Annotated in this window: 26 protein-coding genes; 14 read left to right on the top strand and 12 right to left on the bottom strand. The window is 54.0% G+C overall.

What is annotated here, in order from left to right:
• Positions 1–116 precede the first annotated feature (116 nt).
• Positions 117–752, top strand: a complete 636-nt coding sequence (locus ACT3TJ_RS10185) for a phosphoadenosine phosphosulfate reductase domain-containing protein (RefSeq protein ID WP_193057099.1) — start codon at positions 117–119, stop codon at positions 750–752.
• Between the two features lie 225 nt (positions 753–977).
• On the opposite strand, the gene cysB is transcribed toward ACT3TJ_RS10185, so the two are convergent.
• Positions 978–1952: an HTH-type transcriptional regulator CysB gene (gene cysB / locus ACT3TJ_RS10180; RefSeq protein ID WP_444621914.1), complete on the bottom strand. Its 975-nt coding sequence runs from the start codon at positions 1950–1952 to the stop codon at positions 978–980.
• A gap of 256 nt (positions 1953–2208) precedes the next feature.
• Here cysB and trxA point away from each other — a divergent pair, with 256 nt between their 5' ends.
• Positions 2209–2592 carry a thioredoxin gene (gene trxA, locus ACT3TJ_RS10175; protein ID WP_140398967.1) on the top strand — a complete coding sequence of 128 codons (384 nt, stop codon included), beginning with the start codon at positions 2209–2211 and terminating at the stop codon, positions 2590–2592.
• 51 nt (positions 2593–2643) lie between these two features.
• On the opposite strand, the gene ACT3TJ_RS10170 is transcribed toward trxA, so the two are convergent.
• Positions 2644–3795, bottom strand: a complete 1152-nt coding sequence (locus tag ACT3TJ_RS10170) for an AI-2E family transporter (protein ID WP_172117088.1) — start codon at positions 3793–3795, stop codon at positions 2644–2646.
• A gap of 195 nt (positions 3796–3990) precedes the next feature.
• On the opposite strand from ACT3TJ_RS10170, the gene ACT3TJ_RS10165 reads away from it, so the two are divergent.
• Positions 3991–4818 carry an SIMPL domain-containing protein gene (locus ACT3TJ_RS10165; protein WP_193054875.1) on the top strand — a complete coding sequence of 276 codons (828 nt, stop codon included), beginning with the start codon at positions 3991–3993 and terminating at the stop codon, positions 4816–4818.
• Here the strand turns inward: ACT3TJ_RS10165 and serS are convergent.
• The gene (gene serS, locus ACT3TJ_RS10160) at positions 4763–6040 is read right to left on the bottom strand and encodes a serine--tRNA ligase (RefSeq protein ID WP_444665716.1); all 1278 of its coding nucleotides are present in this window, start codon (positions 6038–6040) and stop codon (positions 4763–4765) included. The two genes, ACT3TJ_RS10165 and serS, sit on opposite strands and share 56 nt — an antisense overlap.
• Before the next feature lie 292 nt (positions 6041–6332).
• On the opposite strand from serS, the gene ACT3TJ_RS10155 reads away from it, so the two are divergent.
• The 3 genes from ACT3TJ_RS10155 (at position 6333) to ydiJ (ending at position 11443) form a co-directional block, all read left to right on the top strand.
• Positions 6333–7583 (top strand): dicarboxylate/amino acid:cation symporter, encoded by a 1251-nt coding sequence (locus tag ACT3TJ_RS10155; RefSeq protein ID WP_172117091.1) that lies wholly within the window; start codon positions 6333–6335, stop codon positions 7581–7583.
• Between the two features lie 74 nt (positions 7584–7657).
• Entirely contained in the window at positions 7658–8239 is a 582-nt protein-coding gene (locus ACT3TJ_RS10150) for a DUF4202 domain-containing protein (RefSeq protein WP_444621916.1), read from the top strand.
• Positions 8240–8329: 90 nt separating this feature from the next.
• Positions 8330–11443: a D-2-hydroxyglutarate dehydrogenase YdiJ gene (ydiJ, locus tag ACT3TJ_RS10145; RefSeq protein ID WP_444621917.1), complete on the top strand. Its 3114-nt coding sequence runs from the start codon at positions 8330–8332 to the stop codon at positions 11441–11443.
• Positions 11444–11449: 6 nt separating this feature from the next.
• Here the strand turns inward: ydiJ and trpC are convergent, their stop codons facing one another.
• Genes trpC through ACT3TJ_RS10130 form a run of 3 tightly spaced genes read right to left on the bottom strand, consistent with a single transcriptional unit; the run spans position 11450 to position 13909 of the window.
• Complete coding sequence (gene trpC / locus ACT3TJ_RS10140; protein WP_193054944.1) at positions 11450–12253, bottom strand: indole-3-glycerol phosphate synthase TrpC; 804 nt, start codon at positions 12251–12253, stop codon at positions 11450–11452.
• Between the two features lie 9 nt (positions 12254–12262).
• Positions 12263–13282 (bottom strand): anthranilate phosphoribosyltransferase, encoded by a 1020-nt coding sequence (trpD, locus tag ACT3TJ_RS10135; RefSeq protein WP_444665715.1) that lies wholly within the window; start codon positions 13280–13282, stop codon positions 12263–12265.
• Positions 13283–13318: 36 nt separating this feature from the next.
• On the bottom strand, positions 13319–13909 hold the full coding sequence (locus tag ACT3TJ_RS10130) for an anthranilate synthase component II (protein WP_444621919.1): 591 nt from the start codon (positions 13907–13909) through the stop codon (positions 13319–13321).
• Between the two features lie 264 nt (positions 13910–14173).
• Here ACT3TJ_RS10130 and ACT3TJ_RS10125 point away from each other — a divergent pair, with 264 nt between their 5' ends.
• Positions 14174–14371 carry a hypothetical protein gene (locus ACT3TJ_RS10125; protein ID WP_441678791.1) on the top strand — a complete coding sequence of 66 codons (198 nt, stop codon included), beginning with the start codon at positions 14174–14176 and terminating at the stop codon, positions 14369–14371.
• Positions 14372–14461: 90 nt separating this feature from the next.
• Here ACT3TJ_RS10125 and ACT3TJ_RS10120 read toward each other — a convergent pair whose 3' ends face one another.
• Positions 14462–14623, bottom strand: coding sequence for a hypothetical protein (locus ACT3TJ_RS10120; RefSeq protein WP_444621920.1), 162 nt, complete (start codon positions 14621–14623; stop codon positions 14462–14464).
• Positions 14624–14950: 327 nt separating this feature from the next.
• On the opposite strand from ACT3TJ_RS10120, the gene ACT3TJ_RS10115 reads away from it, so the two are divergent.
• Positions 14951–15865 carry a metal ABC transporter solute-binding protein, Zn/Mn family gene (locus ACT3TJ_RS10115; RefSeq protein ID WP_444621921.1) on the top strand — a complete coding sequence of 305 codons (915 nt, stop codon included), beginning with the start codon at positions 14951–14953 and terminating at the stop codon, positions 15863–15865.
• 25 nt (positions 15866–15890) lie between these two features.
• Here the strand turns inward: ACT3TJ_RS10115 and ACT3TJ_RS10110 are convergent, their stop codons facing one another.
• Positions 15891–16559, bottom strand: coding sequence for a phosphoglycolate phosphatase (locus ACT3TJ_RS10110; protein WP_193054946.1), 669 nt, complete (start codon positions 16557–16559; stop codon positions 15891–15893).
• Between the two features lie 173 nt (positions 16560–16732).
• Between ACT3TJ_RS10110 and ACT3TJ_RS10105 the strand changes: the two genes are divergently transcribed.
• Positions 16733–18031: an NAD(P)/FAD-dependent oxidoreductase gene (locus ACT3TJ_RS10105; RefSeq protein ID WP_193054947.1), complete on the top strand. Its 1299-nt coding sequence runs from the start codon at positions 16733–16735 to the stop codon at positions 18029–18031.
• A 5-nt stretch (positions 18032–18036) separates the two neighbouring features.
• Here ACT3TJ_RS10105 and rpe read toward each other — a convergent pair whose 3' ends face one another.
• Positions 18037–18732 carry a ribulose-phosphate 3-epimerase gene (gene rpe, locus ACT3TJ_RS10100; protein ID WP_172117100.1) on the bottom strand — a complete coding sequence of 232 codons (696 nt, stop codon included), beginning with the start codon at positions 18730–18732 and terminating at the stop codon, positions 18037–18039.
• A 287-nt stretch (positions 18733–19019) separates the two neighbouring features.
• Here rpe and cysP point away from each other — a divergent pair, with 287 nt between their 5' ends.
• From cysP to ACT3TJ_RS10075, 5 genes are all read left to right on the top strand, one after another.
• Positions 19020–20030: a thiosulfate ABC transporter substrate-binding protein CysP gene (cysP, locus tag ACT3TJ_RS10095; protein WP_193054948.1), complete on the top strand. Its 1011-nt coding sequence runs from the start codon at positions 19020–19022 to the stop codon at positions 20028–20030.
• A 27-nt stretch (positions 20031–20057) separates the two neighbouring features.
• Complete coding sequence (cysT, locus tag ACT3TJ_RS10090) at positions 20058–20912, top strand: sulfate ABC transporter permease subunit CysT (protein WP_444621922.1); 855 nt, start codon at positions 20058–20060, stop codon at positions 20910–20912.
• Positions 20912–21739, top strand: coding sequence for a sulfate ABC transporter permease subunit CysW (cysW, locus tag ACT3TJ_RS10085; RefSeq protein ID WP_172117102.1), 828 nt, complete (start codon positions 20912–20914; stop codon positions 21737–21739). The genes cysT and cysW overlap by 1 nt, the downstream gene beginning before the upstream one ends.
• On the top strand, positions 21736–22830 hold the full coding sequence (locus ACT3TJ_RS10080; protein ID WP_444621923.1) for a sulfate/molybdate ABC transporter ATP-binding protein: 1095 nt from the start codon (positions 21736–21738) through the stop codon (positions 22828–22830). The genes cysW and ACT3TJ_RS10080 overlap by 4 nt, the downstream gene beginning before the upstream one ends.
• 160 nt (positions 22831–22990) lie before the next feature.
• Positions 22991–23584, top strand: coding sequence for a YajG family lipoprotein (locus tag ACT3TJ_RS10075; RefSeq protein ID WP_444621924.1), 594 nt, complete (start codon positions 22991–22993; stop codon positions 23582–23584).
• Positions 23585–23609: 25 nt separating this feature from the next.
• Here the strand turns inward: ACT3TJ_RS10075 and ACT3TJ_RS10070 are convergent, their stop codons facing one another.
• From ACT3TJ_RS10070 to ACT3TJ_RS10060, 3 genes are all read right to left on the bottom strand, one after another.
• Complete coding sequence (locus ACT3TJ_RS10070) at positions 23610–24242, bottom strand: thiopurine S-methyltransferase (RefSeq protein WP_193054952.1); 633 nt, start codon at positions 24240–24242, stop codon at positions 23610–23612.
• A 121-nt stretch (positions 24243–24363) separates the two neighbouring features.
• Complete coding sequence (locus tag ACT3TJ_RS10065) at positions 24364–24993, bottom strand: TIGR04211 family SH3 domain-containing protein (protein ID WP_444621925.1); 630 nt, start codon at positions 24991–24993, stop codon at positions 24364–24366.
• A gap of 81 nt (positions 24994–25074) precedes the next feature.
• Positions 25075–25404, bottom strand: a complete 330-nt coding sequence (locus tag ACT3TJ_RS10060; RefSeq protein ID WP_018916745.1) for a DUF1820 family protein — start codon at positions 25402–25404, stop codon at positions 25075–25077.
• Between the last annotated feature and the right edge of the window lie 3 nt (positions 25405–25407).

The following is a 25407-nucleotide window of genomic DNA, read 5'->3' as shown; positions in this document are numbered from 1 at the left end:
AGCCGCCGTACTTAAATCAAAAAGGAATATAAAAGCCAAACCAAACGGTATTGGGGGGAACGGCGGACAGTTTGATAGCCTAGCGGTATGGTTCATTAATATGACAAGGAGGCAGCATGTCCTCATCGCTAGATGCGATCAATCGTGATTTTTCCGAGAACGATTTTAGCAAGAACCCACAAGCACTTATTGAGTGGGCGTTAACACAAGGCGAAAGGGCGATCTGTACGACGAACTTTCGCCCTTTTGAAGCCGTTATTCTGCACATGGTGACACAGGTACGTCCTGACATGCCGATTGTCTGGATGGACAGTGGCTATAACACCGAAGCCACTTATCAATTCGCCGACGAGCTAATAACGCGCTTGAACCTGAACATGGTCAGCTATATACCCAAGCGGACGCGCGCGCACCGTGAAGCGCTCGAAGGCCCCATGCCGGGCATTGATGACTCGCGCCATGCGGCCTTCACCCAAGAGGTCAAAATCGAGCCGTTTGAACGTGCATTAAGTGAGATGCGCCCTGACGTATGGTTTACAGCGCTTCGTGCAGAAGACACGCCCGAACGGGCCAAAATGCAGCCCGTCAGCCGTAACAGTGATGGGCTGGTTAAAGTGGCGCCGGTGCTGCATTGGAGTGCTAAAGAGATGTATCAATATTTACAGGCGCACGACCTGCCTAACAACTTCGATTACTTCGACCCCACCAAGGTGGAGGAAAAACGCGAGTGCGGCTTGCACCTACAGCATTAAGCCTTTCTCTGAAAATCTGTCATTGAAAAACCAGGTATTGAAAGACTTGGCTCCAGGTTAGGCCACAAGCCAAACGTACGACTCACGTTGTTAGGGGCATGATGCCAGCGGTTTCGCTGGCATCATGCCCCTAACAACGTGAACGCTTAAAGCATTAGTATTTTAGTAGGTACTTGCAATCCGTACTTGTAATAAGTGCTTGTGGTAAGTACGTGTAACAAGCTATCAGTACTCGGGCAGCTCTATCCCTTCAAACAGCGCTTGTTCAAAGCGTGGGCCAGCAATGAGCGCCTCATCCACACGGTCTCGCGTCAAGTGTGGGGCAAAGCGCGCCAGGAAATCGTACATATAGCCACGCATAAACGTGCCCCGGCGAATGCCTATTTTAGTCGTTGAACTCGCAAACAGGTGGCTGGCATCCACCGCGACTAAATCCCCGTCCAACTTATCGTCTACCGCCATATGTGCCACGATCCCAACGCCCATGCCGAGCCGCACATAGGTTTTAATCACGTCGGCATCCGCCGCCGTTAGCACAACGTTAGGCGTCAAACCCTTCGCTTTAAACGCATCATCCAGCTGGGAACGACCGGTAAATCCAAAGACATACGTCACCAGCGGATGTTCTGCCAACGCTTCCAGCGTTAAAGGTCCACTCAGCGCTGCCAAGGGATGCCCTTTAGGCACCAGAATACAGCGATTCCAGCGGTAACAAGGCAAGAGCACCAGGTCGGTAAACAGCTCCAACGATTCAGTGGCAATCGCAAAATCGGCCTGCCCCTCACTCACCATTTGAGCAATTTGCTTAGGAGTACCCTGCTGCATATGTAGCGCGACTTCCGGATATTTCAGTGTAAATTCACTGATAATCGGCGGAAGTGCATAGCGTGCCTGGGTATGCGTGGTCGCAATAGATAAGCTTCCCCGCCGCTCATCACTATGCTCCTGGGCCACCTGTTTAATATTTTCGGTAAGCTTGAGCACCTGGCCCGCCAGGTTAATAATGGACTGACCTGCTGGCGTTACCCGGGTTAGATGTTTTCCGCTACGCGCGAAAATCTCAACGCCCAACTCATCCTCCAACAGCCGTATTTGCTTGGAAATACCAGGCTGAGAGGTAAACAGGCTTTGAGCGGTCGCCGATACATTTAGGTTGTGTCGGTTAACTTCCAAAATATAGCGAAGTTGTTGTAGCTTCATATCATCACCTCATTATCTATACCGATAGCAGGCAGGTCATCTAACGCTGGCACCGCCTATCTTGCACTCGCCACAAAGCACTATTTGGCATAAAAAAACACTCTATAATTCACTTATATTATAAGAGATGATCTCTATTAGCATCTATTAATTTTGTAATTAAGCACAAAAATAAGCGCAGATATTTGCCAGCAAACGCCGCGCCCGCTAACATCTGCCGACTTGGCGTAATGAAAGTGCGCAGGTTTAACGCGTAATGACCGTTGCTCCATTTGAGGCAACGACACTGCAAGAGCAACGCAAACGGGAGAAGCAAATGGCTAATAATGTTGACGTCACTAACGCTAATTTTGAGCAAGAAGTCCTCAACGCCGACCAGCCTGTCCTGCTAAAATTTTGGGCGCCCTGGTGTGGCCCGTGTAAAGTTATGGCACCGGTTGTCGATGAAGTGGCAGCCGAGCGCGGTGATAACTTAAAAGTGGTCAGCGTAAACGTTGACGATGCGCCTGAAATTGCCGCAGAACAAGGCGTACGCGGTGTACCGACCGTTATGCTGTTCAAGTCTGGTACCAAAGTCGCTTCACTGGTAGGCGCGCAATCCAAGTCTCAACTAACGCAATTCATCGACCAAAACGCTTGATGAAATTGGCCACCGCCGGCACAACCGGTGGTGGCCGTGCGGCCCCTCCTGTTAACTCTCCCCCTCTTTTAGATGCTCTTCGGGCGTAGCACTATTTTTACGTTTCCACGGTGCGCGACCTGCATCTTGCTGGCTAAGATAACGCCCCGTGCGGTGTCTCCCAGGTCCCAGAAAATGGGCAATCCAACGCGTCTGCGGATGGCTATCCAAGGCAATTTTTAGGGTCATGGTTAACACGACAGATAGCAGCATCCCCGCCGGCCCAAAAATCCATCCCCAAACAACCAACGAAAGAAACGCCACAAACGTTGAAAGCCCTAGCGCTTGCCCCATGACACGCGGCTCAATCAGGTTACCAAGTACAAAGTTAATGACCAGATAAGCGGACGCCAGCAGCAGCGCCTGTAGCGCGCCACCGTCCTGGGACACCAGAAGCAGCAGCACTGGAGGGATAGCCGCAAGCGCTGAGCCAATGTTAGGGATAAAGTTAAGCCCAAACGCCAAAACGCCCCAAAGTAATGGGAAATCAACCCCGACAATCACACAGGAGAGCCAAATCAATACCGCCGTGGCCAGGCTAATCATTGTTTTTACGGCCAAATAGCGCTTTAGCGTTAAGCTGAATTCGCTAAATCGCTTTAAACTAGGCGCTGGGTTTTCCAAGGCACGCGAAACTTTTTGGCGAAGGTTCAGCGTTTCAAACAGCATAAAAATAACCAGCAACCCCACGATGATACTTTGCATCACCAGGTTGCCCAGCTCACCCAGCAGCGTTGCCACCCAAGAAGAACCTTCCTCATCCTCATTGAAAAAGACGGCGCTAAGCTCATCAGGGTCAATATTGAAGCCATGCATGGCGAGCGTATTAAGCAGGTCCCAATAGTGCTCGTAAAGCCGCTCCTCAATATCAGGCAGCGCCGCCACAAAGGTGCTAAAACTGTTGACGACCAACACGCCAATCAGTGAAAGGAACCCCAACAACACCATCAGGGTTAAAAAAGCCGACATTCTCATGCTTAGGCCACAACGGTGTAACCACTGCACCGGAGAGGTACACACTACCGCGATAAATACCGCCAGCAGCAAGGGTACAAGTAAATCTGCCCCCCCTTTCATTCCCGCAATAATTACCACTAATGCCGCTAGCGCCAACGTGGCATTTAAGGGGATACTTCGATAATCCTCATCCGATAATCTCGACATAGCCTCATCCTTAGCTAGTTACCCATACATAATGGCGGTAATAAAGGTATTGCACAAACCGTGCAAATAATAAGCAACTGTTTTGCGTCACCTCTTTTACGCTGAACTTTCCCTGTAGTCGCTATTCCAAGCAAGCGTCTATACTTTTAATTGACGCGTACCCGGCTAGTCTTCTCTACCTCAAGGAGTTTCTCTATGAGCCCAGTATCGGCACGTTTACCGCGTTTTCGTTATGGAATTTTAAGTGGCGCTCTGTTGGCGCTTCTGAGCACTCCCCTCGCCTTTGCGGCCCCGCCTGCACCGCCCAGCTTAAATGTCCAGGCACAGTCCTGGGTTGAGGTTGAACCCGACCAGGCGACGTTCACAGCGCGCCTTTGGGAAAACACGCCTGCCGTTTCTTCACTGGAAGATACCGACAGCGAAGCGTTAGGAGAAGCCCGTGAACGCCTTGAGAATCGTGCCAGCGAACTGATCGAAGCCATTGAAGCCCTGGGAATTGAGCGACGCGCTATCAATGCCGGGTCGTTGAACGTTTATCCTGACCATGTCGCTGCGCCACGTAGCGAAAATGGCGACCAAGAGATGCTCCAACGCACGCGTCTTGAACGCCCGTTCAGCATAGAGCTAACCGACCTTGATCAATTGGGCGATGTGCTCAACGCGCTGATCGGGGTGGGTGTGAATGCAATGGACGGCGTCCAATTTGATTTACAGGACAGAGAAGCCGCCACCGATGAAGCGCTGGTAAAAGCACTGGAGAAAGCTCGCCACAAAGCCAACCTGATGGCCAGCACGCTGGAAACCGAACTCGGCCACGTTCAGCGTATTGAAGAGACGCAAGCGCCTATGTTTCAGCCCCGCATGATGGCCATGCGGGCTGAGAGTGATATGGCCAATAGCGGATCACAAAGCGATTACAGCCCCGGCACCATCCGTATTGATGCCGGGGTTAACGTCGAATGGACGCTTAAAGGGCCAGACGCTCCTGACCACCAAGATAGGGACGTAGCGGCTCAGGAATAACCACCGAGCCGTCTGCCTGCTGGTGATTTTCAAGTATTGCCAGCAGGCAACGGCCAACGGCCAAGCCAGAACCATTTAACGTATGCAGGAGCTGTGGCTTTTTCACATCCGGTTGACGGAAGCGCGCCTGCATACGTCGTGCCTGAAAGTCTTCGCAGTTGGAAACAGACGAAATTTCCCGATAAGTGCTCTGACTGGGCAGCCAGACTTCCAGGTCGTAGGTTTTCGCCGCGCCAAAGCCCATATCGCCCGTGCAAAGCGTCACTACGCGGTACGGCAACTCTAACGCTTGTAAGATCGCCTCTGCATGACCACGCATTTCATCCAGCGCTTCATAGCTCTTCTCTGGTTCTACAATCTGCACCATTTCCACTTTATCAAACTGATGCTGGCGGATCATGCCGCGAGTATCACGCCCGTGCGAACCGGCCTCGCTACGAAAACACGGCGTGTGCGCCGTAAGCTTCATCGGCAATGCCGCTTGATCCACAATCTCATCACGCACAAAGTTGGTGAGCGGCACTTCAGAAGTAGGAATCAAGTAGTACTCGCGCTCATCATCCAGCTTGAACAGGTCTTCGCCAAACTTCGGCAGCTGGCCGGTGCCCGTTAGTGAGTCGCGATTCACCATATAGGGCACGTAGCACTCTTCATAGCCGTGCTTCTCGGTTTGGGTATCCAGCATAAATTGAGCCAGCGCACGGTGCAGACGAGCAATGGGCCCACGCATAACGGCAAAGCGGGCACCGGTCAGTTTAACGGCCAATTCAAAATCCAGATAACCGGATTTTTTGCCTAAATCGACATGATCGAGCACGTCAAAATCGAACTCACGTGGTGTACCCCAACGGTGCAGTTCAACGTTGTCTTCTTCTTTTTCACCTTCCGGCACGCTTTCATGAGGCAGGTTAGGAATACCGCTGACCGCTTCATCCCAGGCCTCTTGCACCTTGGCCAACTCACACTTGGCGTTATCCAGACGATCGCCTAAATCGCTGACTTCATCCAACAGCGGCTGGATATCTTCGCCACTGGCTTTGGCCTTGCCAATGGCTTTTGAGCGCGTATTACGCTCGCTTTGCAGTTGCTCGGTCTGCGTTTGCAATTCACGGCGGCGCGACTCCAGCGTCTGAAGCCCCTCTTTATCCAGTACAAAGCCGCGACGAGCTAGTTGTTGCGCTAGCGCGTCCAGATCACCGCGCAGCAGTTTCGGATCGAGCATGAGTTATTCCTTGGCCTGTATTCAGTTAAACACGGCGCCAAACGCCAGTATCAAAGGCCCCTATTGTAGGCAAAAGCACGGCGGGGAGCTATGGGGGCGTTATAGCAACGTGCCCGGCAACTCACATCGGCGATTAAATAACCAGAGACTGCTTCGAAGCCGCGGCCGCCCGTAAGCGCTCACTTCGCCCATTACAAGCCCCCGCCCTTCTTACTAAAAAGTGATAAAGTGCGCGCCGAATCGTAATCCTGCTATTGATCAACCGTAAATAAAACTCCAAGGAGAGAGATCCGTGAGCACATCACAAGGCGCCTTCGGCTGGTGGAGAGGCATCGCCCTCTGGAAGAAAATTCTCGCAGGTTTAGCGCTAGGGATAGCGGCGGGCGCACTACTGGGTGAAAACGCCAGCATCTTTAAGCCGCTGGGCGATATTTTTATCAACGCGATCATGATGCTGATCGTACCGCTAGTGTTCTCAACGCTAGTGGTCGGCATTACGTCGATGCGCGACCCGCAAAAAATGGGTCGCATTGGCGCCCGTACCATCGGCCTTTATCTTTTGACCACGGCCTTTGCTATCAGTATCGGGTTGTTGCTTTCGACACTGCTACAGCCTGGAGCAGGCGTTAACATCAGTTTTGATAGCAGCGTGAATGCAAGCGAGGCGCCTACCCTGGCGTCCATTTTGATTAACCTGGTACCCCGTAACCCCATTGATGCGCTGGCCAACGGCAACATTCTGCAAATTATTGTATTTGCGATTGGCCTGGGCATTTCACTGACTCTGATTGGTGAAAAGGGTGAAGCACTGGTTGTGGTGTTCGATAGCTTTGCCGAGGCAATGTACAAGCTCACGGGCATCGTCATGGCCTTTGCACCTTTTGGGGTGTTTGGCCTAATGGCGCATGTATCTGGCCAATACGGGCTGGAAATCCTGTTACCACTCGCCAAGCTGATTGGCGTGGTGTATTTAGCCTGTGCGCTGCATGTTCTGGTGATTTACTCAGGCTTTATTCGCCTGTTGGGGCGGCTTAATCCAGTGCGTTATCTCCAGGGTAGCTTGGACGCCATGATGATAGCGTTCTCCTCCGCCTCTTCGGCAGGATCACTGCCGGTATCGATTCGCTGTGCACAGAAAAACCTGGGCGTATCTGAAGGCGTTTCAAGCTTTGTACTGCCTGTGGGTGCGACCATTAATATGGATGGTACAGCGCTTTACCAAGGCGTCGTCGTGCTGTTTATTGCCCAAATGCTGGGTATTGAGCTGAGCCTGGTCGACTATGGCATGATTGTCGCCACCGGCACGCTTGCTTCCATTGGCACCGCGGGCGTACCCGGTGCGGGTCTTATCATGCTCTCTATCGTGATGGCTCAAATTGGCTTACCGCTTGAGGCCATCGCCGTCGTAGCAGGCATCGACCGTATTCTCGATATGGCGCGCACCAGCGTTAACGTGGCGGGCGACATTATGGTCACCACCCTGGTAGGTAAAAGCGAAGGCGAATTGAACCTCGACGTTTATAACGCCGATAATAAAGCCTGACCGCCCGCCCCACGCCAGAATACTCTGCGACGAGACCGTTGCAGAGTATCGCGACAGCTAACCAGGAGAGCATAATGTCCCACCGCCTTGAACAGGTATTAACTGCGCTGGACCAGCTTCATAGCGAAGACCCCAAAACAGTCAACGTGGCCGATGAGCCGCTCCCCGCCGAGCTGCTTTACGCACAGCGCATGAGCAAATGGCTTGCTCACCTTAACCAGGCACCCAGCGAGTGCTTACAGATTGCTGTCCGCGCCCAGCACTTGCAGCGCTGGCAGGTAGCACGCGAAGCGTACCCTGAAGGTCGAGTAGGCTACTTAACCTGGCGGCGCGACCAGGGTATCCGCGCAGGCGACACTGCCGCCCAATTAATGCGTGAAGCAGGCTATAGCACTGAGGACGCCGAGCGAGTTATCACACTCATCACCAAAAAGGGCCTCGGACGTGATGCCGACGTACAGACACTTGAAGACTGCGCCTGTCTGGTATTTTTGGAAAACTACTTTGCCGATTTTTCGCGTAAGGTCGAACGTGACCATATGGTGCGAATTATTCAAAAAACCTGGCGCAAGATGTCACCCCAAGCTCATGAATTAGCCCTGACACTGCCCATGTCACCTGCTTCTGCCGCCCTGGTAAAAGAAGCTTTGAGCTAGCATGTTTAGCGCAGGGTGCAGCCAGGCAGGCACTGAGGTAAAGTAGCGCTCTCTTTTTTTGATGCCCCGGCACTGACGGCTTGAACGATTATGATTGCATCGCTGGACTCTCGGACCGCCCCGTTTGAACGCTTGGCCTCCCACTACCTGCGCTTTCTGGAAGCCCTTAAAACACGCGGCTTCGATGGTGAGATTGCCCCTGACTATGCCCACCGCACGGTGCTGGCAACCGACAACTCGATCTATCAGCGTCTGCCCCAGGCGGCGGTGTTTCCCCGCCATGCAGAAGACCTGGAATGCCTGGCCAAACTGGCCGCTGAAGTGCCTTACCGCGAGGTGGTGTTAACGCCAAGAGGCGGCGGCACCGGCACCAACGGTCAGTCGCTTACCGATGGCATCGTGGTGGATATCTCCAGGCACATGAATCAGGTGCTGGACATTGATGTCGAGAACCGTCGGGTGCGCGTTCAAGCAGGGGTGGTGAAGGATCAGTTGAATGCCGCCTTAAAGCCCTACGGGCTGTTTTTTGCCCCCGAGCTTTCGACCTCCAATCGAGCGACCATCGGCGGCATGATCTCGACCGATGCCAGCGGTCAGGGTAGCTGTGCTTACGGAAAAACCCGTGACCACGTGCTGGAACTCGACACGGTACTGCTGGGTGGCCAGCATCTGCATAGCCGGGCACTCAGTGCCGATGAGGAACAGCAGGCCTGCCAGCAGGACGGTATTGTCGGACAGGTGCACCGCACAGCGGCCAGCATTCTTGATCAGCAGCGCGAACTGATTAAGGCGACCTTTCCGCCGCTTAACCGCTGCCTGACCGGTTACGACCTGGCTCACCTGCGCAACGACCAGCATGCGCTTGATCTCAACAGCCTGCTGTGTGGCTCGGAAGGCTCTCTGGGGTTTCTGAACGAAGCCGTGTTGAGCGTACTGCCCATCCCCCAACACGCCACCCTGGTTAATGTGCGCTATACCCGCTTTATGGATGCGCTGCGCGATGCCAAAACGCTGATGGCCAGCGCCAGGCCTGTGTCGATCGAAACCATCGACGATACGGTGCTCACGCTCGCCATGGCCGATTTTGTCTGGGACAGCGTGGCCGAGTTCTTCCCCGAGAGCGACACACCGATTCGGGGTATCAACCTGGTCGAGTTTAGCGACGACGACCCTGCAGCACTGGCCGAGCAGGTAGACGCCTTTACCCGTCACTTGAATCAGGATGCCACGGTCACGCGATTGGGCTATACCCTGGCCAAAGGCCGTGAGCAGATCAGCGCGGTTTACGGCATGCGCAAACGCTCGGTGGGCCTTTTGGGCAATGTGCAGGGTGAGAAGCGTCCACTGCCGTTTGTTGAAGATACCGCGGTACCACCAGAACATCTGGCCGACTTTATTAGCGAGTTCCGCGCCGCGCTGGACGCGCGTGGGCTCGCTTACGGCATGTTTGGGCATGTTGATGCGGGCGTGCTGCATGTGCGCCCCGCGCTGGACATGAAAGACCCGGCCCAGGAAGCGCTGATTCGGGACATCTCCGATGAAGTGGCCGCCCTGACCCAAAAATACGGCGGATTGTTGTGGGGCGAGCACGGTAAAGGGGTACGCTCCGAGTATGCACCCAAATTTTTTGGCGAGCTTTACCCCAGCCTGCAGCGGGTCAAGGCCGCGTTTGACCCGTTTAACCAGCTTAATCCTGGCAAGATCGCTTCACCGGCAGAGAACGGCGCGCTGATTGCCAAAGACAGCGACCCGAACCTGCTAAGCATCGACGCCGTGCCGATGCGCGGCCAGCTGGACCGCACCATTGATGAGCGCGCCTGGCAGGCCTATGACGCAGCGGTGTACTGCAACGGTAACGGCGCCTGCTACAACTACGACGTGGACGACCCCATGTGCCCGTCGTGGAAGGCGACCCGCAACCGTATTCACTCGCCCAAGGGGCGCGCCAGCCTGATGCGTGAATGGCTGCGCCTGCAGTCCCAGGCGGGCATCGACGTGGTCGAGGAGTCGCGCAAGAAAAAGGCGGAAGGCCAATGGGGCTTTGTTAAACACTTCCCGAAACGCCTGGCGAATACGTTCAGCCGCCAGCAGCATCACGATTACTCTCATCAGGTCTACGACGCCATGGCCGGCTGCCTGGCGTGCAAGTCCTGCGCGGGGCAGTGCCCCATCAAGGTCAACGTGCCGCAGTTCCGTTCGCAGTTCTTGGAGGTGTATCACGGACGCTATTTACGCCCCCTGCGCGACTACGTAATAGGCAGCACAGAATTCATGCTGCCCACTCTTGCCCGGGCAGCACCGCTGTATAACGCCGTGATGGGCCAGCGCTGGGTGGAAACGCTGATGCGCCGTAGCGTGGGCATGAGCGACTCGCCATTGCTCTCCCGCGCCAGCGTGAAAAAGCAGCTGCGTGCCTGGGGCGTGGCGGAAGCCACGCCTACCTCGCTTGCTCTGCTCACCGACCAGCAGCGCGCCAATAGCGTGATTGTGGTTCAGGATGCGTTCACCACGCACTTTGAAGCCAAACTGGTCATGGACGTGGTCGAACTGCTCTCACGGCTCAACCTGCGCGTGTTGGTGATGCCCTATAGCGCCAACGGCAAACCGCTACACGTCCAGGGCTTTTTAGGCGCATTTGAGCGTACGGCCGAAAAGCAGGCGAAACGCCTGCGGGCGTTGCGCGAGTTTGAGGTGCCCATGGTGGGGATCGACCCGGCGATGACCCTGACCTACCGCCAGGAGTACGTAAAAGCGCTGGGACCCGACGCCGTGCCCGAGGTATTGATGCTACAGGAGTGGCTGGCTATCCGGCTGCCCACCCTGGCACCCCGACAGCTAGCGCCCAATGCCCTTGGCTTTAAGCTGCTTTCGCACTGCACCGAAAAAACCAACGCGCCCGGAAGCCCGAAGGCGTGGCAGCAAGTATTTGCCGCATTTGGCCTACCGTTGGAGTTGGTTAATACCGGCTGCTGTGGAATGTCCGGCACCTACGGCCATGAAACGCGCAACGCCGAAACGTCCAAAACGATTTACGCCCAATCCTGGCAACCCCAGGTCGAGGCAGAGGAAAACACCGACAGGCTACTGGCCACGGGGTATTCGTGCCGCAGCCAGGTGAAGCGTTTTTCAGAACAAACGCTTCACCACCCGCTGCAAGCCTTGCTTTATGCCTTACGCAGCGCGGGCGAACACCCCAAGGATTAACAAGGCTTAGAAAAATAGCTTTTTAAGCGCCAGGCCAGGGTCGGCTTGGCGCATAAAAGCCTCCCCAACCAAAAACCCATTAACGTGGTGATCCCGCATTAACTGAACATCCGCCTGAGTATGGATACCCGACTCAGTAATAACGGTTACGTTTTCAGGAATATGCGCCAGTAAATCCAGCGTCGTGTTGAGGCTGGTATCGAACGTGTGCAGGTTACGGTTGTTAATGCCTACCAACGCCAAATCAAGCTTAAGCGCACGCGTTAGCTCATCGGCATCATGGACTTCCACCAACACATCCATTCCCAGTTGATTGGCCTGCTGATGCAAGTCAAGCAGCCTGGCATCATCCAGTGCGGCGACAATCAGCAAAATACAGTCGGCTCCAATGGCGCGCGCTTCAGAGACCTGGTAACCGTGGGTAATAAAGTCTTTGCGAATAACCGGCAGCTCGCAGACGTCCCGCGAGACGATCAAATAGTCTTCATGTCCCTGGAAAAAGTCCGCATCGGTCAGTACGGACAAGCAGGCTGCACCACCTTGAGCGTAGCTTTTGGCGATATCCGCCGGATGAAACTCTTCTCGAATGACGCCTTTGGAGGGCGACGCCTTTTTAACTTCTGCAATAATCGCCGGGTCACCGACCGCAATACGCTGATTAAGCGCGTTGATGAACCCGCGCGGAGCACTCTGCTGCTTGGCAAGCGCGAGCAAATCCGTCTCGGATACCGCCTGCTGGCGCTCGGCGACTTCCTCATCCTTGCGGGCAAGAATTCGCGTCAAAATAGTGGGTGTTGCCTGTTGGTTCATAGCGGTCACTTACTCTTTGAAAACGCTGGTGAAGTGTGAAAGCTCTCTGAGCTTCTCAAGCGGCAGTTTAGACCCCTGAGCGTCCTGAGCGATCAGAACGCCCTCTTTCAGGCTGTCAGCCACACCCGCACAGTAAAGGGCGGCACCTGCGTTCAAGGCCACCATGTCGGATGCGGGGCCTTCACCGCTCAATGCCGCCTTTACCAACCGCAGGCTATCTTCTGCGTTAGCGACCTTCAGCGTTGCCAGGCTCTGGCGCTCAATGCCAAACGCTTCAGGGGAAACCGTGTACTGAGTAATCTCGCCCTCTTTAAGCTCCGCCACTTGCGTAGAAGCTGCCAGCGATATTTCGTCTAAACCATCTTCTGAATGAACCACCATGACATGGCGGCTGCCCAGCTTTTTAAGCACTTCGGCCATCAGCGGCACCAGTTCTGGCGAGTACACACCGACCACCTGATTGGGCGCCCCTGCAGGGTTAGTCAGCGGGCCCAGAATATTGAAGAGCGTGCGCACGCCCATCTCACGGCGCGGGCCAATGGCATAACGCATCGCCGGGTGGTGATTCGGCGCAAACATAAAGCCAACCCCCACCTGCTCAATACAACGGGCGACCTGCTGAGGCTTAAGATCGAGGTAAATACCGGCAATATCAAAAAGATCGGCGCTGCCGGAAGACGACGATACGCTGCGATTACCGTGCTTTGCGACATGCGCACCCGCCGCTGCAGCCACAAAGCTGGACGCGGTGGATACGTTAAATAGATTAGCGCCATCGCCGCCGGTACCCACGATATCCACGACGTTCTCAGCGTTTAGCTCAACACGGCGCATTAAATCGCGCATGACCTGGGCGGCAGCGCTAATTTCCACCGCGCTCTCCCCTTTCATGGCAAGCCCGACCAATAAGCCGCCTACTTGAGCATCGGACGCTTCACCCGTCATTATCTGGCGCATCAGGGCATGCATAACGTCAAAAGGGAGGTCTTCACGGTGTATCACCGCATTAATTGCATCTCGCATTTGCATGAACAGAGGAGCCTCTAAAGCGTGTGAACCAGGCAATCAGCCACGTTTTAAAAAATTTGCCAATAGCTCATGGCCTTGGCGAGTCAGTATTGATTCAGGGTGAAACTGCACCCCTTCTACATCCAGTGTGCTATGGCGCAGTCCCATGATCAAACTAGGCGTCACATCATTGTCTGTTGTCCAGGCCGTTATTTCCAGGCAGTTGGGGAGCGTTTCCCTTTCCACCACTAACGAGTGATAACGGGTTACTTCGAGGGGGTTATCCAACCCGTCAAAAACGCCCTGATGGGTATGTAAAACAGCCGATGTTTTACCATGCATCACCTGGGGTGCACGGACCACCCGAGCACCGTATACCTGACCAATCGCCTGATGCCCCAAACAAACACCCAATATAGGCAGTTTACCGGCAAAGTGACGAATAGCGGCCATTGAAATCCCCGATTCGTTGGGCGTGCATGGCCCCGGGGAAATAACCAGATGCGTAGGCGCCAGGGCTTCAATCTGTTCAAGGGTAATGGCATCGTTTCGATGCGTTACCACCTCTGCACCCAATTCATTCAAGTATTGGACAATGTTAAAAGTGAAGCTGTCGTAATTGTCCAACATCAAGACTTTTTTCGGCATAGCCTATTGATTACCTTAATTATTGCATGGCAATCAGCGTATCGTTACCCAGACTATTAGCCAGGTATGCCATTGCTAGCGATTTTACGTAAGTGTGCTGGATTGTATCGCCAGACGAGGTTAATCGCCACGACAGTTGCGCGCAGTTACGTTTTCGTCGCACTGGGCTATGCTGGAAAATATGCAGGAAAGCATGCTGAAAAGTACGCTGAACAATATGCTCGACAGCATGTTCAACAAAAGCGCGATCAAAAGGAGTGCGCCATGGACAAGGCCATCATTGATGTTATTCGAGAAAATGAACAGCTACCCGACCACATGACCGATAGCGAGATCGCCAAGCAGTACAAGGGCACCTATACCGCTGCGAGAGCCGCTATCAGCCTGGACCATACGCCGCTTGATCAGCAACTCGCTGACGCCACGGCCAGGGTTCTCCCCTTTATGAAAAAAAAGAAGTAATACCAGGCACGGTATAACCTTATACAACAAGCCCCTAACAGCAAGCCTTTGGGCTTTCTGTTAGGGTACGAAACGATATTTCCTCAACCGTTAACCAAGTGAGTTTTCATTGAGGCGCTTTGCCTCGCTCTCGGCTTCCTGGCGAGTAGCGTAGGAGACAACAGAGGTGTTATCGGCCTGAGAGTCATCGGGGCGTATATCAATGACATGAAATTCACCGTTGCGCTCCTGTACCTCATAAAACGTGCTCATTGCCTTTCTCCTTGGGTAAAACAGTCTCTAGGGTAGACCACATTCAGCCAACCTTCCCAATTGCTACTGTTAGCAACTTTCGCCGTTAAGGCTATATTTTGCTATTACAGCGCGAAAACGGTTGTAATGGTCAAGTAACACTGGCCAGCACTCTATTTTTAACGTTAGTTATCTAAAGACAGCCGCACCGCTAGCGACATTGCGTTTGCACAATGTATACGCCAAAAAGAACAACAACTTATATCCATTTTTTTTAGCCGGGAGGAACTAGCCACAGAGCGTAGCAGTCTTTATTATCTTGAGCCTTCAAACGAGTGGGAGCGTGAAATGCAAAAGCAAGTGAGCTGGGTAAGCACGCTCTTGCTAGGAATTTTGGTAAGTGTGTCACCGCTAGCAGGCGCTTCGACACTCAACGTTATCGCTTCTTTTTCCATACTTGAAGACCTGGTCAAGCGCATTGCCGGCGAAGATATTGACGTAAACGTTATCGTTCCCCCCGGTGAGGATGTCCATACGTGGGAACTGACGCCGCCCAATGTGCTGTCCATCGAAGAAGCCGACATCATGTTTTATAACGGCTTTGGGCTAGAGCCTTGGCTACGCCATGTAGAGGCCATCGCAAATGATTCGCTTACCCTAAAGGCCGTGGCTGAAAACGCTGACTTTGCGCCGCTCCCTATTATTACAGGGCAGTATCAAGGCACAAATGACCCGCATATGTGGATGGATCCGAAAGGTGCGGCCGCCTACATCAAGGTGATTGCTGAAACGCTGGCCGAGCACTACCCCGAAAAAGCGGGGGCGTTTTATGCCCGTGCGGAGGACACCTATCGCGCGCTGGATACGTTAGACCAGGCCATCAACGAGCGCCTGGAAGGCATCCCCAAAACGAACCGTTCCCTGGTGACCAGTGAGGCCGGGTTTAGGTACTTTGCGCGCGCCTACGGTTTTGAGTACGACGCAATTTGGGGGCTGAATAACGAAACACAGGGTAACGCCCGGGCAATGGCCGAGATGAACGAACGCTTGGCCAAAACACGCCCCCCAGCGCTCTTTTATGAAAGCACTGTTCCCTGTATCCACATGGATGCGTTGTCACGCGCCACCGGCATCTCACTGGCTGGCCCGCTCTATATTGACTCGTTTAGCTCACAAGACGATCAAGCCGATGACTACCCCGCCATGCTGCACTATAACGCCGAGCTTATTCATGGTGCATTAGGTGGCGCTCGCCCGGAATAGCCTTTTTGCAGCCAGTCAGTCAATCTTAAGTGACAAGCGCCAGCAGCGACGCCATCACACAATCAGGCTGGCTGAGTTCAATAGGATCGCCATGGTTATAGCCATAAGGCAGTGCGAGGGTGGCAAACCCGGCTGCCTTGCCCGCGGCAATATCATGACGAGAATCGCCGACCATTAGGCACTCACTTGGCAAAAACTGGCGCGCCTGCGCGGCATGTAAAAGGGGTAAGGGGGAAGGCTTCTTCTCCGTCAAGGTGTCTCCTCCTACCCATAGCGTAAACCATTGACGAATCCCGAAGTGATCAAGAATGGGCACAATAAACCGCTCTGGCTTATTGGTGATGAGCACCAGCGTAAAGCCCGCGCCATGCAGCGCTTCAAGTGCTGTTTTTACACCGGGATAGAGCGTCGTTAACGCATTCGGTGCCGCACCGTAATACGCCATAAAAGCATCAAAGGCGCGCGCTTGAAGCGCTTCCTCAGGAGACCGGCCCAACGCCCAGGTAAGTGCACGCTCCACCAGGATCGGCGCACCATTGCCCACCCAGTCGCGCACCTGAATACCGTCAGGTGTGGGCAAATTAAGCTCGCCTAACATTTTCTGCACCGCAACGGCCAAGTCAGGTACGGAATCAACCAGCGTGCCGTCTAAATCGAACGCGACTAATCGTTTTCCCGTGAGTATTGAGTGCACTGCCCTGCTCCCTTAACGCTGACTTATGTAGGCATTGGCAATGACACGCCTACCATTTTCAATGTCTTAACCTGCCAAATTGCTCAGCATCTTACTGCGTCCATGGCGCTAGCGCATTAGTCAGAAGAGAGAGAAGCTTCTATGCTAAAGCCAGATTAGCCAAGGAGAAACTAATGGCCATACCCAGGATTGTTATTGTCGGTGGCGGCGCAGGCGGTTTAGCGCTTGCGACTCGGTTAGGGCATACGTTAGGAAAACGCAAGCGCGCTGAAATTGTATTGCTTGACCGCAATGCAACCCATGTATGGAAACCGCTGCTTCATGAGTTAGCGACGGGGGTTTTAAACTCCAGCATGGATGAGGTGGATTATCGCGGGCATTCATCTGCGCATTTCTACCGCTACCAACGCGGCTCACTGCATGGCCTGGATCGCGAACAGAAAGTACTACACTTATCGCCTATTTATGATGAAGACGGCAATGAAGTGCTTCCCGAGCGCGCGCTAAAATACGACTTCCTAGTGCTCGCCTTGGGCAGCGTTTCCAACGACTTTGGCACTCAAGGGGTGGCCGAGCACTGCCACTTCATCGACTCCCCCCAGCAGGCCAAGCTGTTTCAACGAGAGATGATCAATACGTTTTTGCGCTATACCGACCCCTCATTACGTCAGCATACCATGCTGACCATCGGCATTGTGGGCGGAGGCGCCACAGGGGTCGAGCTTGCTGCCGAGCTTTTCGACGCTTCGCGCTTACTTAACGCTTATGGCGTAACCGCGCTGGACCATCAGCAAATTAGCGTGCATATCCTTGAAGCGGCCCCTCGACTACTGCCTGGCCTTTCCGAACGTATTAGCCAGACCGTGCAACAAGAACTGGAGACAATGGGCGTAACGGTGCATATCGGCACGGCGATTAAAGAAGCCCACGCCAACCAACTCATTACAGCCGACGGCGACACCATTGAAACCGACTTAAACGTATGGGCGGCAGGCATTAAAGCCCCCGAGTTTTTAACCAAACTGGGGCTTTCAACCAACAAGAAAAATCAGATTAACGTTGAAAAAACACTGCAGAGTGTTGATGACCCCAGCATTTTTGCCTTGGGTGATTGCGCCAGCTGCCCGCAGGGTGAAGATGGCACCGTACCTCCACGCGCTCAAGCGGCTCATCAGCAGGCGAAACTGCTAGCCAAAAATATCAACCATTTGCTGGAAGGCAAAGCACTTAACGAATTTCACTACCGCGACCACGGCTCGCTTGTTTCGCTGGCACGCTACGACGCGGTGGGTAATCTGATGCGCAGCTCAGCGTCGCGTGGCCTCTTTTTAGAAGGCTGGTTTGCTCGCCAGTGCTACGCATCGCTTTATCGCATGCATCAAGTGTCGATCCATGGCGTCCCGAAAACCGGACTTACGTGGCTAGTCGATAAGATTAACCGCTACCTCAGGCCTCGCATGAAGCTACATTAAGCGTCTTAAACCTTGGCCAGCGCCGCACGCATTTTCTTGATAACCGAGTCATAGCCGTGTGGGTCGCTGGCCTGATGCGCGTTAAAAATAGCGGAGCCTGCCACAAAGGTATCCGCCCCTGCCGCTGCGATCTCGGCAATATTGTCGGCTTTTACGCCGCCATCAATTTCCAAACGAATCGCTTTACCGGATGCATCAATACGAGCACGCGCCTCGCGCAGTTTATCCAGTGTGCCAGGAATAAACGACTGGCCACCAAACCCTGGGTTAACGCTCATTAGAAGCACCATATCGACCTTATCCATCACATAGTCAAGATAAGAGAGCGGCGTTGCCGGATTAAATACCAGCCCTGCCTTGCAGCCACCATCACGAATCAACTGAAGCGAGCGATCGACATGCTCAGACGCTTCCGGGTGAAACGTAATATAGCTGGCCCCTGCCTCAATAAAATCGCTAATCATGCGATCAACCGGCTTCACCATCAAATGGACATCAATAGGCGCCGTCACACCATGATGTCGCAATGCTTTACATACCATGGGACCAATCGTCAGGTTCGGTACGTAATGGTTGTCCATTACATCAAAGTGGACAATATCAGCGCCCGCGGCCAGCACGTTATCCACTTCCTCCCCTAGTCGTGCAAAATCAGCGGAGAGAATAGAAGGGGCAATTAAAAAATCATGCGCAGCGGTCATGGGCACTCCTGACTAGCCATTGAAATGAGGGATTACCAAGTGGCGCAGCGACAACCTGGTGATGCCCCTGGAAAACGGGCATTTTAACAGAGCAATTGAAAAAACGGCGCGGTTTTGGCTACCCATTGCAGTTAATCATTTCCAACCATGTGTCTGCCCCCTTTATCAATCAGGCACACCGTTATTTCCAAAAAGAATAACAATCGCAATTGTAATTCCACAATGTCAGGTTTAATCTTATGCCAATTGCGATCTATATCGTTTACCGCTTTAAGAAGGAGCTAGCCATGTCTCTGCCACTCTTTTTCCGTCGCAGCCTGCTTGCCATTACGCTAGGCGCTAGCATCGCTAGCCCTGTCATGGCGCAAGAGCGCGAAATGCTTAATTCCTCCTACGATATTGGGCGCGAGCTATTTAGCGCGATCAACCCTGAGTTTATCGCTTGGTGGCAAGAACAGAATGACGAACAAATCAGCGTTAACCAGTCCCACGGCGGCTCTTCTGCTCAGGCGCGTGCCATCCTGCAGGGTCTGCGAGCAGACGTCGTCACATTTAACCAGGTAACCGACGTTCAGGTACTAGCGGATGCTGGCTTGGCGAATGAGGATTGGCAGAGCGCGTTGGATAACAATGCATCGCCTTACTACTCCACGACGGCCTTTCTGGTTCGCAAGGACAACCCCAAAGGAATTGAAAACTGGGATGACCTGGTAAAAGAAGATGTTCAAGTCGTCTTCCCTAATCCAAAAACGTCCGGTAATGCGCGCTACACCTATTTAGCGGCATGGGGATTCGCCGACAAGGAATTTGACGGTGATGAAGAGCAGATCCAAGATTTTATGCGCACGTTCTTGGGCAATGTGGCCGTTTTTGACACTGGTGGCCGCGGCGCGACCACCAGCTTTATAGAGCGCGGTATCGGTGATGTGCTGATCAGTTTTGAATCCGAAGTGAATAACATTCGCCAGGAGTATGGCAGCGACGACTACGAAGTGGTCGTTCCTCCCATGAGCGTTTTAGCCGAATTCCCCGTCGCGGTCGTTACTGAAAATGCTGAGCGCAACGGCAATACCGATTTAGCGCAGGGATATCTTGAGTATCTCTACACTGAAGATGCCCAGCGACTGCTGGCGAACTTTAACTATCGCGTACATAACGAAACCGTGGTTGAAGAGTTTTCCGACCACTTCCCGGAAACTGAGCTGTTCAGCGTAGAAGACGTATTTGGTAGCTGGGACGAAGTAATGGAAACGCACTTCGAGGGTGGCGCGCTGCTCGATCAACTACAGCGCCGTTAACAGGACGTCAGTCGTTATCAAAACATTATGAATCAACGCGCTTTACGACTAACCGGCAGCACGCGAGTGCTGCCGGGTTTTGGCCTTTCAATGGGTATCAGCGTGCTGTTTATCTCGCTGGTGCTGGTACTACCTATCACCGGGCTTTTCGGGCAGCTTGCCGAGCTAAGCCTTGCCCAATACTGGTCAATTATTACCGAAGGCCGAGTGGTCGCAAGCTATATGGTCACCATGGGCGCAGCGGCGGTGGCGGCATTAATTAATGCGGTCTTCGGTCTGCTACTCGCTTGGGTATTGGTGCGCTACGAGCTTCCCGGCAAGCGACTGCTGGATGCTTTAATGGACCTGCCGTTTGCTCTCCCCACAGCGGTGGCGGGCATTACGCTGGCCACTCTCTATGCCAGCAGTGGCTGGATGGGGCGCCTGCTTGAGCCTTTGGGCCTTCAAGTGGCCTACACCTGGGTCGGTATCGCGCTGGCGATGGCATTTACCAGTATCCCGTTTGTGGTACGCACCGTGCAGCCCGTACTGGAAGACTTACCCGCTGAGGTTGACGAAGCCGCCATGTCACTCGGCGCGACCGACTGGGTGGCCTTTCGCCGGGTGATCATGCCGCACTTATGGCCCGCTCTGGTGACAGGAACAGGCCTTGCGTTTGTGCGCTCACTTGGCGAATTTGGCGCGATTATCTTTATCGCAGGCAATATGCCCTACGAAACGGAAATTACCGCGTTAATGATCTTCGTCAAGCTGCAGGAGTATGACTACGCAGGCGCCTCCGCAGTGGCCTCCGTGGTGCTGTTTGTTTCGCTCGCGCTGCTGCTTGCCATCAACATTTGGCAAGGCCGTTTTGTCCGCCGCCTGCATGGAGGTAAGGGATAATGCGTAGAATTGGTGATGCACCGGGCGTCAAGCGCCTGTTAATTGGCGCGGCGTTAATCCTCTCGGCACTGTTTTTATTGCTGCCGCTTGTCGCCATTTTCGCTCAGGCCTTTTCTCAGGGCGTTGCGACTTTCTGGGTCAATGTAAGCAATTACTTTACCCTGCATGCGATTGGTCTAACGCTGGTCATCGCCCTGCTCACCATTCCTATCTGTCTGGTGTTTGGCGTGGCCCTGGCGTGGCTTGTTACGCGGTTTAGCTTTCCAGGTCGACGCATTCTGCAAACCTTGATTGATATCCCCTTTGCCGTTTCCCCTGTTGTTGCCGGGCTTATTTACCTGCTGCTTTACGGCCGCAATGGGTGGATCGGCAGTTGGTTGGATGGCCATGATATTCAGCTGATGTTTGCCTGGCCTGGAATTTTGATGGTGACCGTGTTTGTTACCTGCCCCTTCGTTGCCCGCGAGCTGATTCCGCTGATGCAAGCGCAGGGCTCGCGTGAGGAAGAGGCAGCCGCCACGCTAGGAGCCAAAGGGTGGGTAACCTTTTGGCGAGTCACACTGCCGAATATCCGCTGGGCACTGCTTTACGGGATTATTTTAACCAACGCCCGTGCCGTTGGTGAATTTGGCGCGGTATCGGTGGTCTCGGGCGCGATACGCGGTCAAACCAATACACTTCCTCTTCACCTTGAACAGCTTTACCAGGACTACAATGCGGTTGGTGCATTTGCATGCGCGGCACTGTTAGCACTGATTGCCCTGCTTACCCTGGCGGCCAAGGCTAGCCTGGAATGGCGCGCATCGCGCCGGGAGGCGCTCTTATGAGCATTCGCTTAGAAAATATTGCAAAACACTTTGGCAACACGCAGGCCCTTGAACCTGTCAATCTGGATATCCATGAGGGCGAATTAGTCGGCCTTCTGGGGCCCTCGGGGTCGGGCAAGACCACGCTTTTGCGGATTATTGCTGGCCTTGAAAGTGCTGACCACGCTACCCAGTCGGCCAAGATCATGTTCGGCGAACGCGATGTCACAAATGTGCATGTGCGCGACCGGCGTATCGGCTTCGTATTTCAGCACTATGCGCTGTTTCGTCATATGAGCGTTTACGATAACGTCGCGTTTGGCTTGACGGTGATGGCCAAAAAAGAGCGCCCTTCCAGCGGTGAAATTCGTGCACGCGTGTTTCGCCTGCTTGAAATGGTTCAGCTTGAACACCTGGCCAAGCGTTACCCCGCCCAGCTTTCAGGCGGCCAACAGCAGCGTGTTTCTCTCGCCCGTGCGTTAGCGGTAAAACCCGACGTACTGCTACTTGATGAGCCGTTTGGCGCGCTGGATGCCAAGGTACGCCAGGACTTACGCCGCTGGCTTCGTCGCCTACACAGCGAGCTAAATTTTACCAGCGTTTTTGTTACCCATGACCAGGAAGAAGCGCTGGAGCTTTCCGACCGGGTCGTGGTGATGAGCAACGGGCGCATTGAGCAAATTGATGCTCCGGACACACTCTATCATTCGCCAAAAAATCGCTTTGTCTTCGAGTTTCTGGGTGACGTCAACCACTTGGAAGGCAGCGTTCGTAACGGCATTTTGACCTGCGGCGATGCCTATTTGTACGTTGACCTACCCGAAGGCAGCGAAGAGCTACTTTTGCGCCCTCACGAGGTACGCCTGGCAGAACAGCCAAGCGACACCTGCCATCTACCGGTAGTGATAACGGCGATCTCCCCCGTAGGTGCCGAAGTGCGTGTAGAGCTGGAAGCTGACTGGCTGGAGAAGCCCTGGCTTGCGACCGTGCGCCATGCGGATTTTGAACGTTTAGCGATGAAGCGCGGGCAACGCCTTTATGCCCACCCGCGCCAGTGGCACCGGTTTAAAGACGGGGTAACGGACTCAGCAAAACAGGCACGAGCCGCTTAACTAGCCAACAGCGCCCACCCTTGATCCTGCTGGCGTTTTGCGCATAACAGCGGCATAGTTATTCAAAGAGCTCTTTGGAACAAGCGCTTTGAAACAAATTATCTGAAACAGGTTATTAGAACCAGTTCTTGGAACAAACCGTTACTGCGGGGAATAAAATATGCTTCGGCGCCAGTTTTTACGTCTTTCAGGAGTGCTGTTGGCAGGCCTCTGGCTAACAGGCTGCTCAGGGCCTCAATACCTTCAGCTTAGCCCGGAGCGTAGTACGAACGTGCCGCAAGCCGGGGCAGGCCAACACGTCACGGTCGTCGCCGTTGATGCTCGAGAAAGCGAGGTTATTGGTACAAGGGCTGGCGGCAGTATGTCAACGGCTCAGATTACCGTTAGCAGCCATGAACTGATTCCCCAACTGCAAGCAGAAGCCGAGCGCGCGGTTCACGATATGGGCTTTAACCCCACCACCGAGCAGGCCCAAGGCCGACCTACCCTTACCCTGGAGCTTGTTAGCCTACAGTATGGGCGTGGCGACAGCGGTCAGCCTTTGGTAGACGAGGCACGTATTGAGGGTGTTTTCCGGGCCATCGCCCAGAATAAAGGCACCACGTATACCGGCACCTACACCTCGCGCCGCACACAAGGCTATGCCGTTAGGCCGGGTGAAGATGCTAATACACGTATGCTGAATGACCTGCTCAGCGACGGCCTTAACCGGGCCTTCAACGACCCAGAGCTTGGTCAGCTACTCGCCCGCTGATATACATTGAGCGCGCTGGTACGCGCTATTTGTGTGGTCCGCGCCGCTCTAATGACCAGACAGACTCCGTTCGGCCCCGTTCATCGGGGCTTCCTTGCTCAAGCAGCGTGACGCGAAAATTGGGTGTGAACAGTTGAGTCACTTCCTGGTCAGGCACGCTATACGGTGGGCCCGCACCCTCATCCTCGTGCGTTATGCTCACCAACAGCCCAGCGGCTCCGGGCGGAACCAGCTGGGCCAAGTGGAAGGCATAGCGCTCGCGCGTGGCAGGCGGTAACGCAATCAGTGCTGCACGATCATAAAACGCGCCTACTTCGGCAGCTTGGCGTATGTGCAAATGAAAAAAATCCCCACACCAGAGTTCCACGCTACCTTGACGCGATATTTCAAACCCCGCTTGGGTATAGCGCGATACAGGCGTCTGGCGTTGGGCCAGGAATTGCGCTATTGCCTCAGGCGCCAACTCAATGCCTAGCACCGGATGTCCCGCATCAGCCAGCCAACGCATGTCCAGGCTTTTACCACACAAGGGCACCAGCACTTTAGTGCCCTGCTCAACGCCCAATGTGGGCCAGTACTCAAGCAGCGCTGGATGCGGCTGAGACAGATGAAAACCAATCCGACCTTCTTGCCAGCGCTGCCGCCAGGAAGTGCTCATTAGACGCCCTTTTACCCTTGAATCCAGAACCTAAAAAACGGGTCCTGATGCTGAGAACCTGGAACTTAAAACCTGGAACTTAAAACCTGGAGCTTAAAACCTGGAGCTTAAAACCCGGAACCTAGAACCAGCGATCACGCTTTTTACGCCGACGCGGCAAGTGCGGAACGATAAGCCCCACTAACAGCCCGGCACCCGCCACACCGCCGCCATACATGAAGTAGCGCATTAACAGGTCTTCTTCCTGGGTATCCAACCGAGCCTGAAGCGCGCGTACCTGCTGGCGCGACTGCTCGGCCTCGTTATCAAGCTCGTTATTGCGCGTTTCAAGGTCAGCAATGCGCTGCTCGCGCAGTTCAAGCGTCTCTGTCATCGAGGAGGTGCGCTGCTCCCAGGTATCGTTAATACCATCAAGCTCTGCGGTGAGCTCATCGACCTGGGCCTGGAGCACCGGCAACTGCTCGCGAGCACTAGGCGTTTCCTGGATTTCGTTCGTCAATACCCACACGGTATCGCCGCTTTGGCCGCGCACCCGGGTGTAATCACCGCTCTCTTCCAGTACCTCTACCTGCTCACCGGCATTTAACGTGCCAATAATGCGGTATCCATCCGTAGGCCCGCTGCGCACGTAAGTGCTCAACTCATCGCTCACCCACGCTTGACCGTCGGTTTGTGCCATTGCTTGTGCGCTGGCCACACTTAATAAAACACCGGCCGCGATATAAGAGAAACGAAATTTATCTGCTTGCATAACGTCATGTCCTGATTAAAAAAAACGCTGCATAGCGGACGAGGCCACCAGCGCTTACAGCGTCGCGCCTGTCTTGAGCGCTTATCCTTCGCTACGTGGTGGTAGGGGGAAGGGACGAGGAAACTCAGCAACGCGGGCATCGCTTTTTACTGCCTTCAAAGGGCCTTCACGCTCCACCTCATCAATACGCACAATCGCATTAAGAGGCAGGTAGCTACGTTTGACACCCTCGAAGGTTCGCTGCAATTTTTCAGTTGCAGGATCAACAACTACCCGTGACGCGTCGTCAAAGACAAACTCCTCGACTTCAATAAAGCCCCAGAGTTCGCTTTGAAATATTTCTCGAACGTATAAATCCCAAATTTCACCCTGTTGGTGAACCACTACTCGATAAATCGGCTTGGCCGCCATTTT

The sequence above is a fragment of the Halomonas sp. AOP30-A1-24 genome (assembly GCF_052378165.1).
Classification (GTDB): domain Bacteria; phylum Pseudomonadota; class Gammaproteobacteria; order Pseudomonadales; family Halomonadaceae; genus Vreelandella; species Vreelandella citrativorans.
The sequence above is the reverse complement of the archived record's forward strand: the minus strand, read 5'-3'. Positions and strand labels throughout refer to the sequence as shown.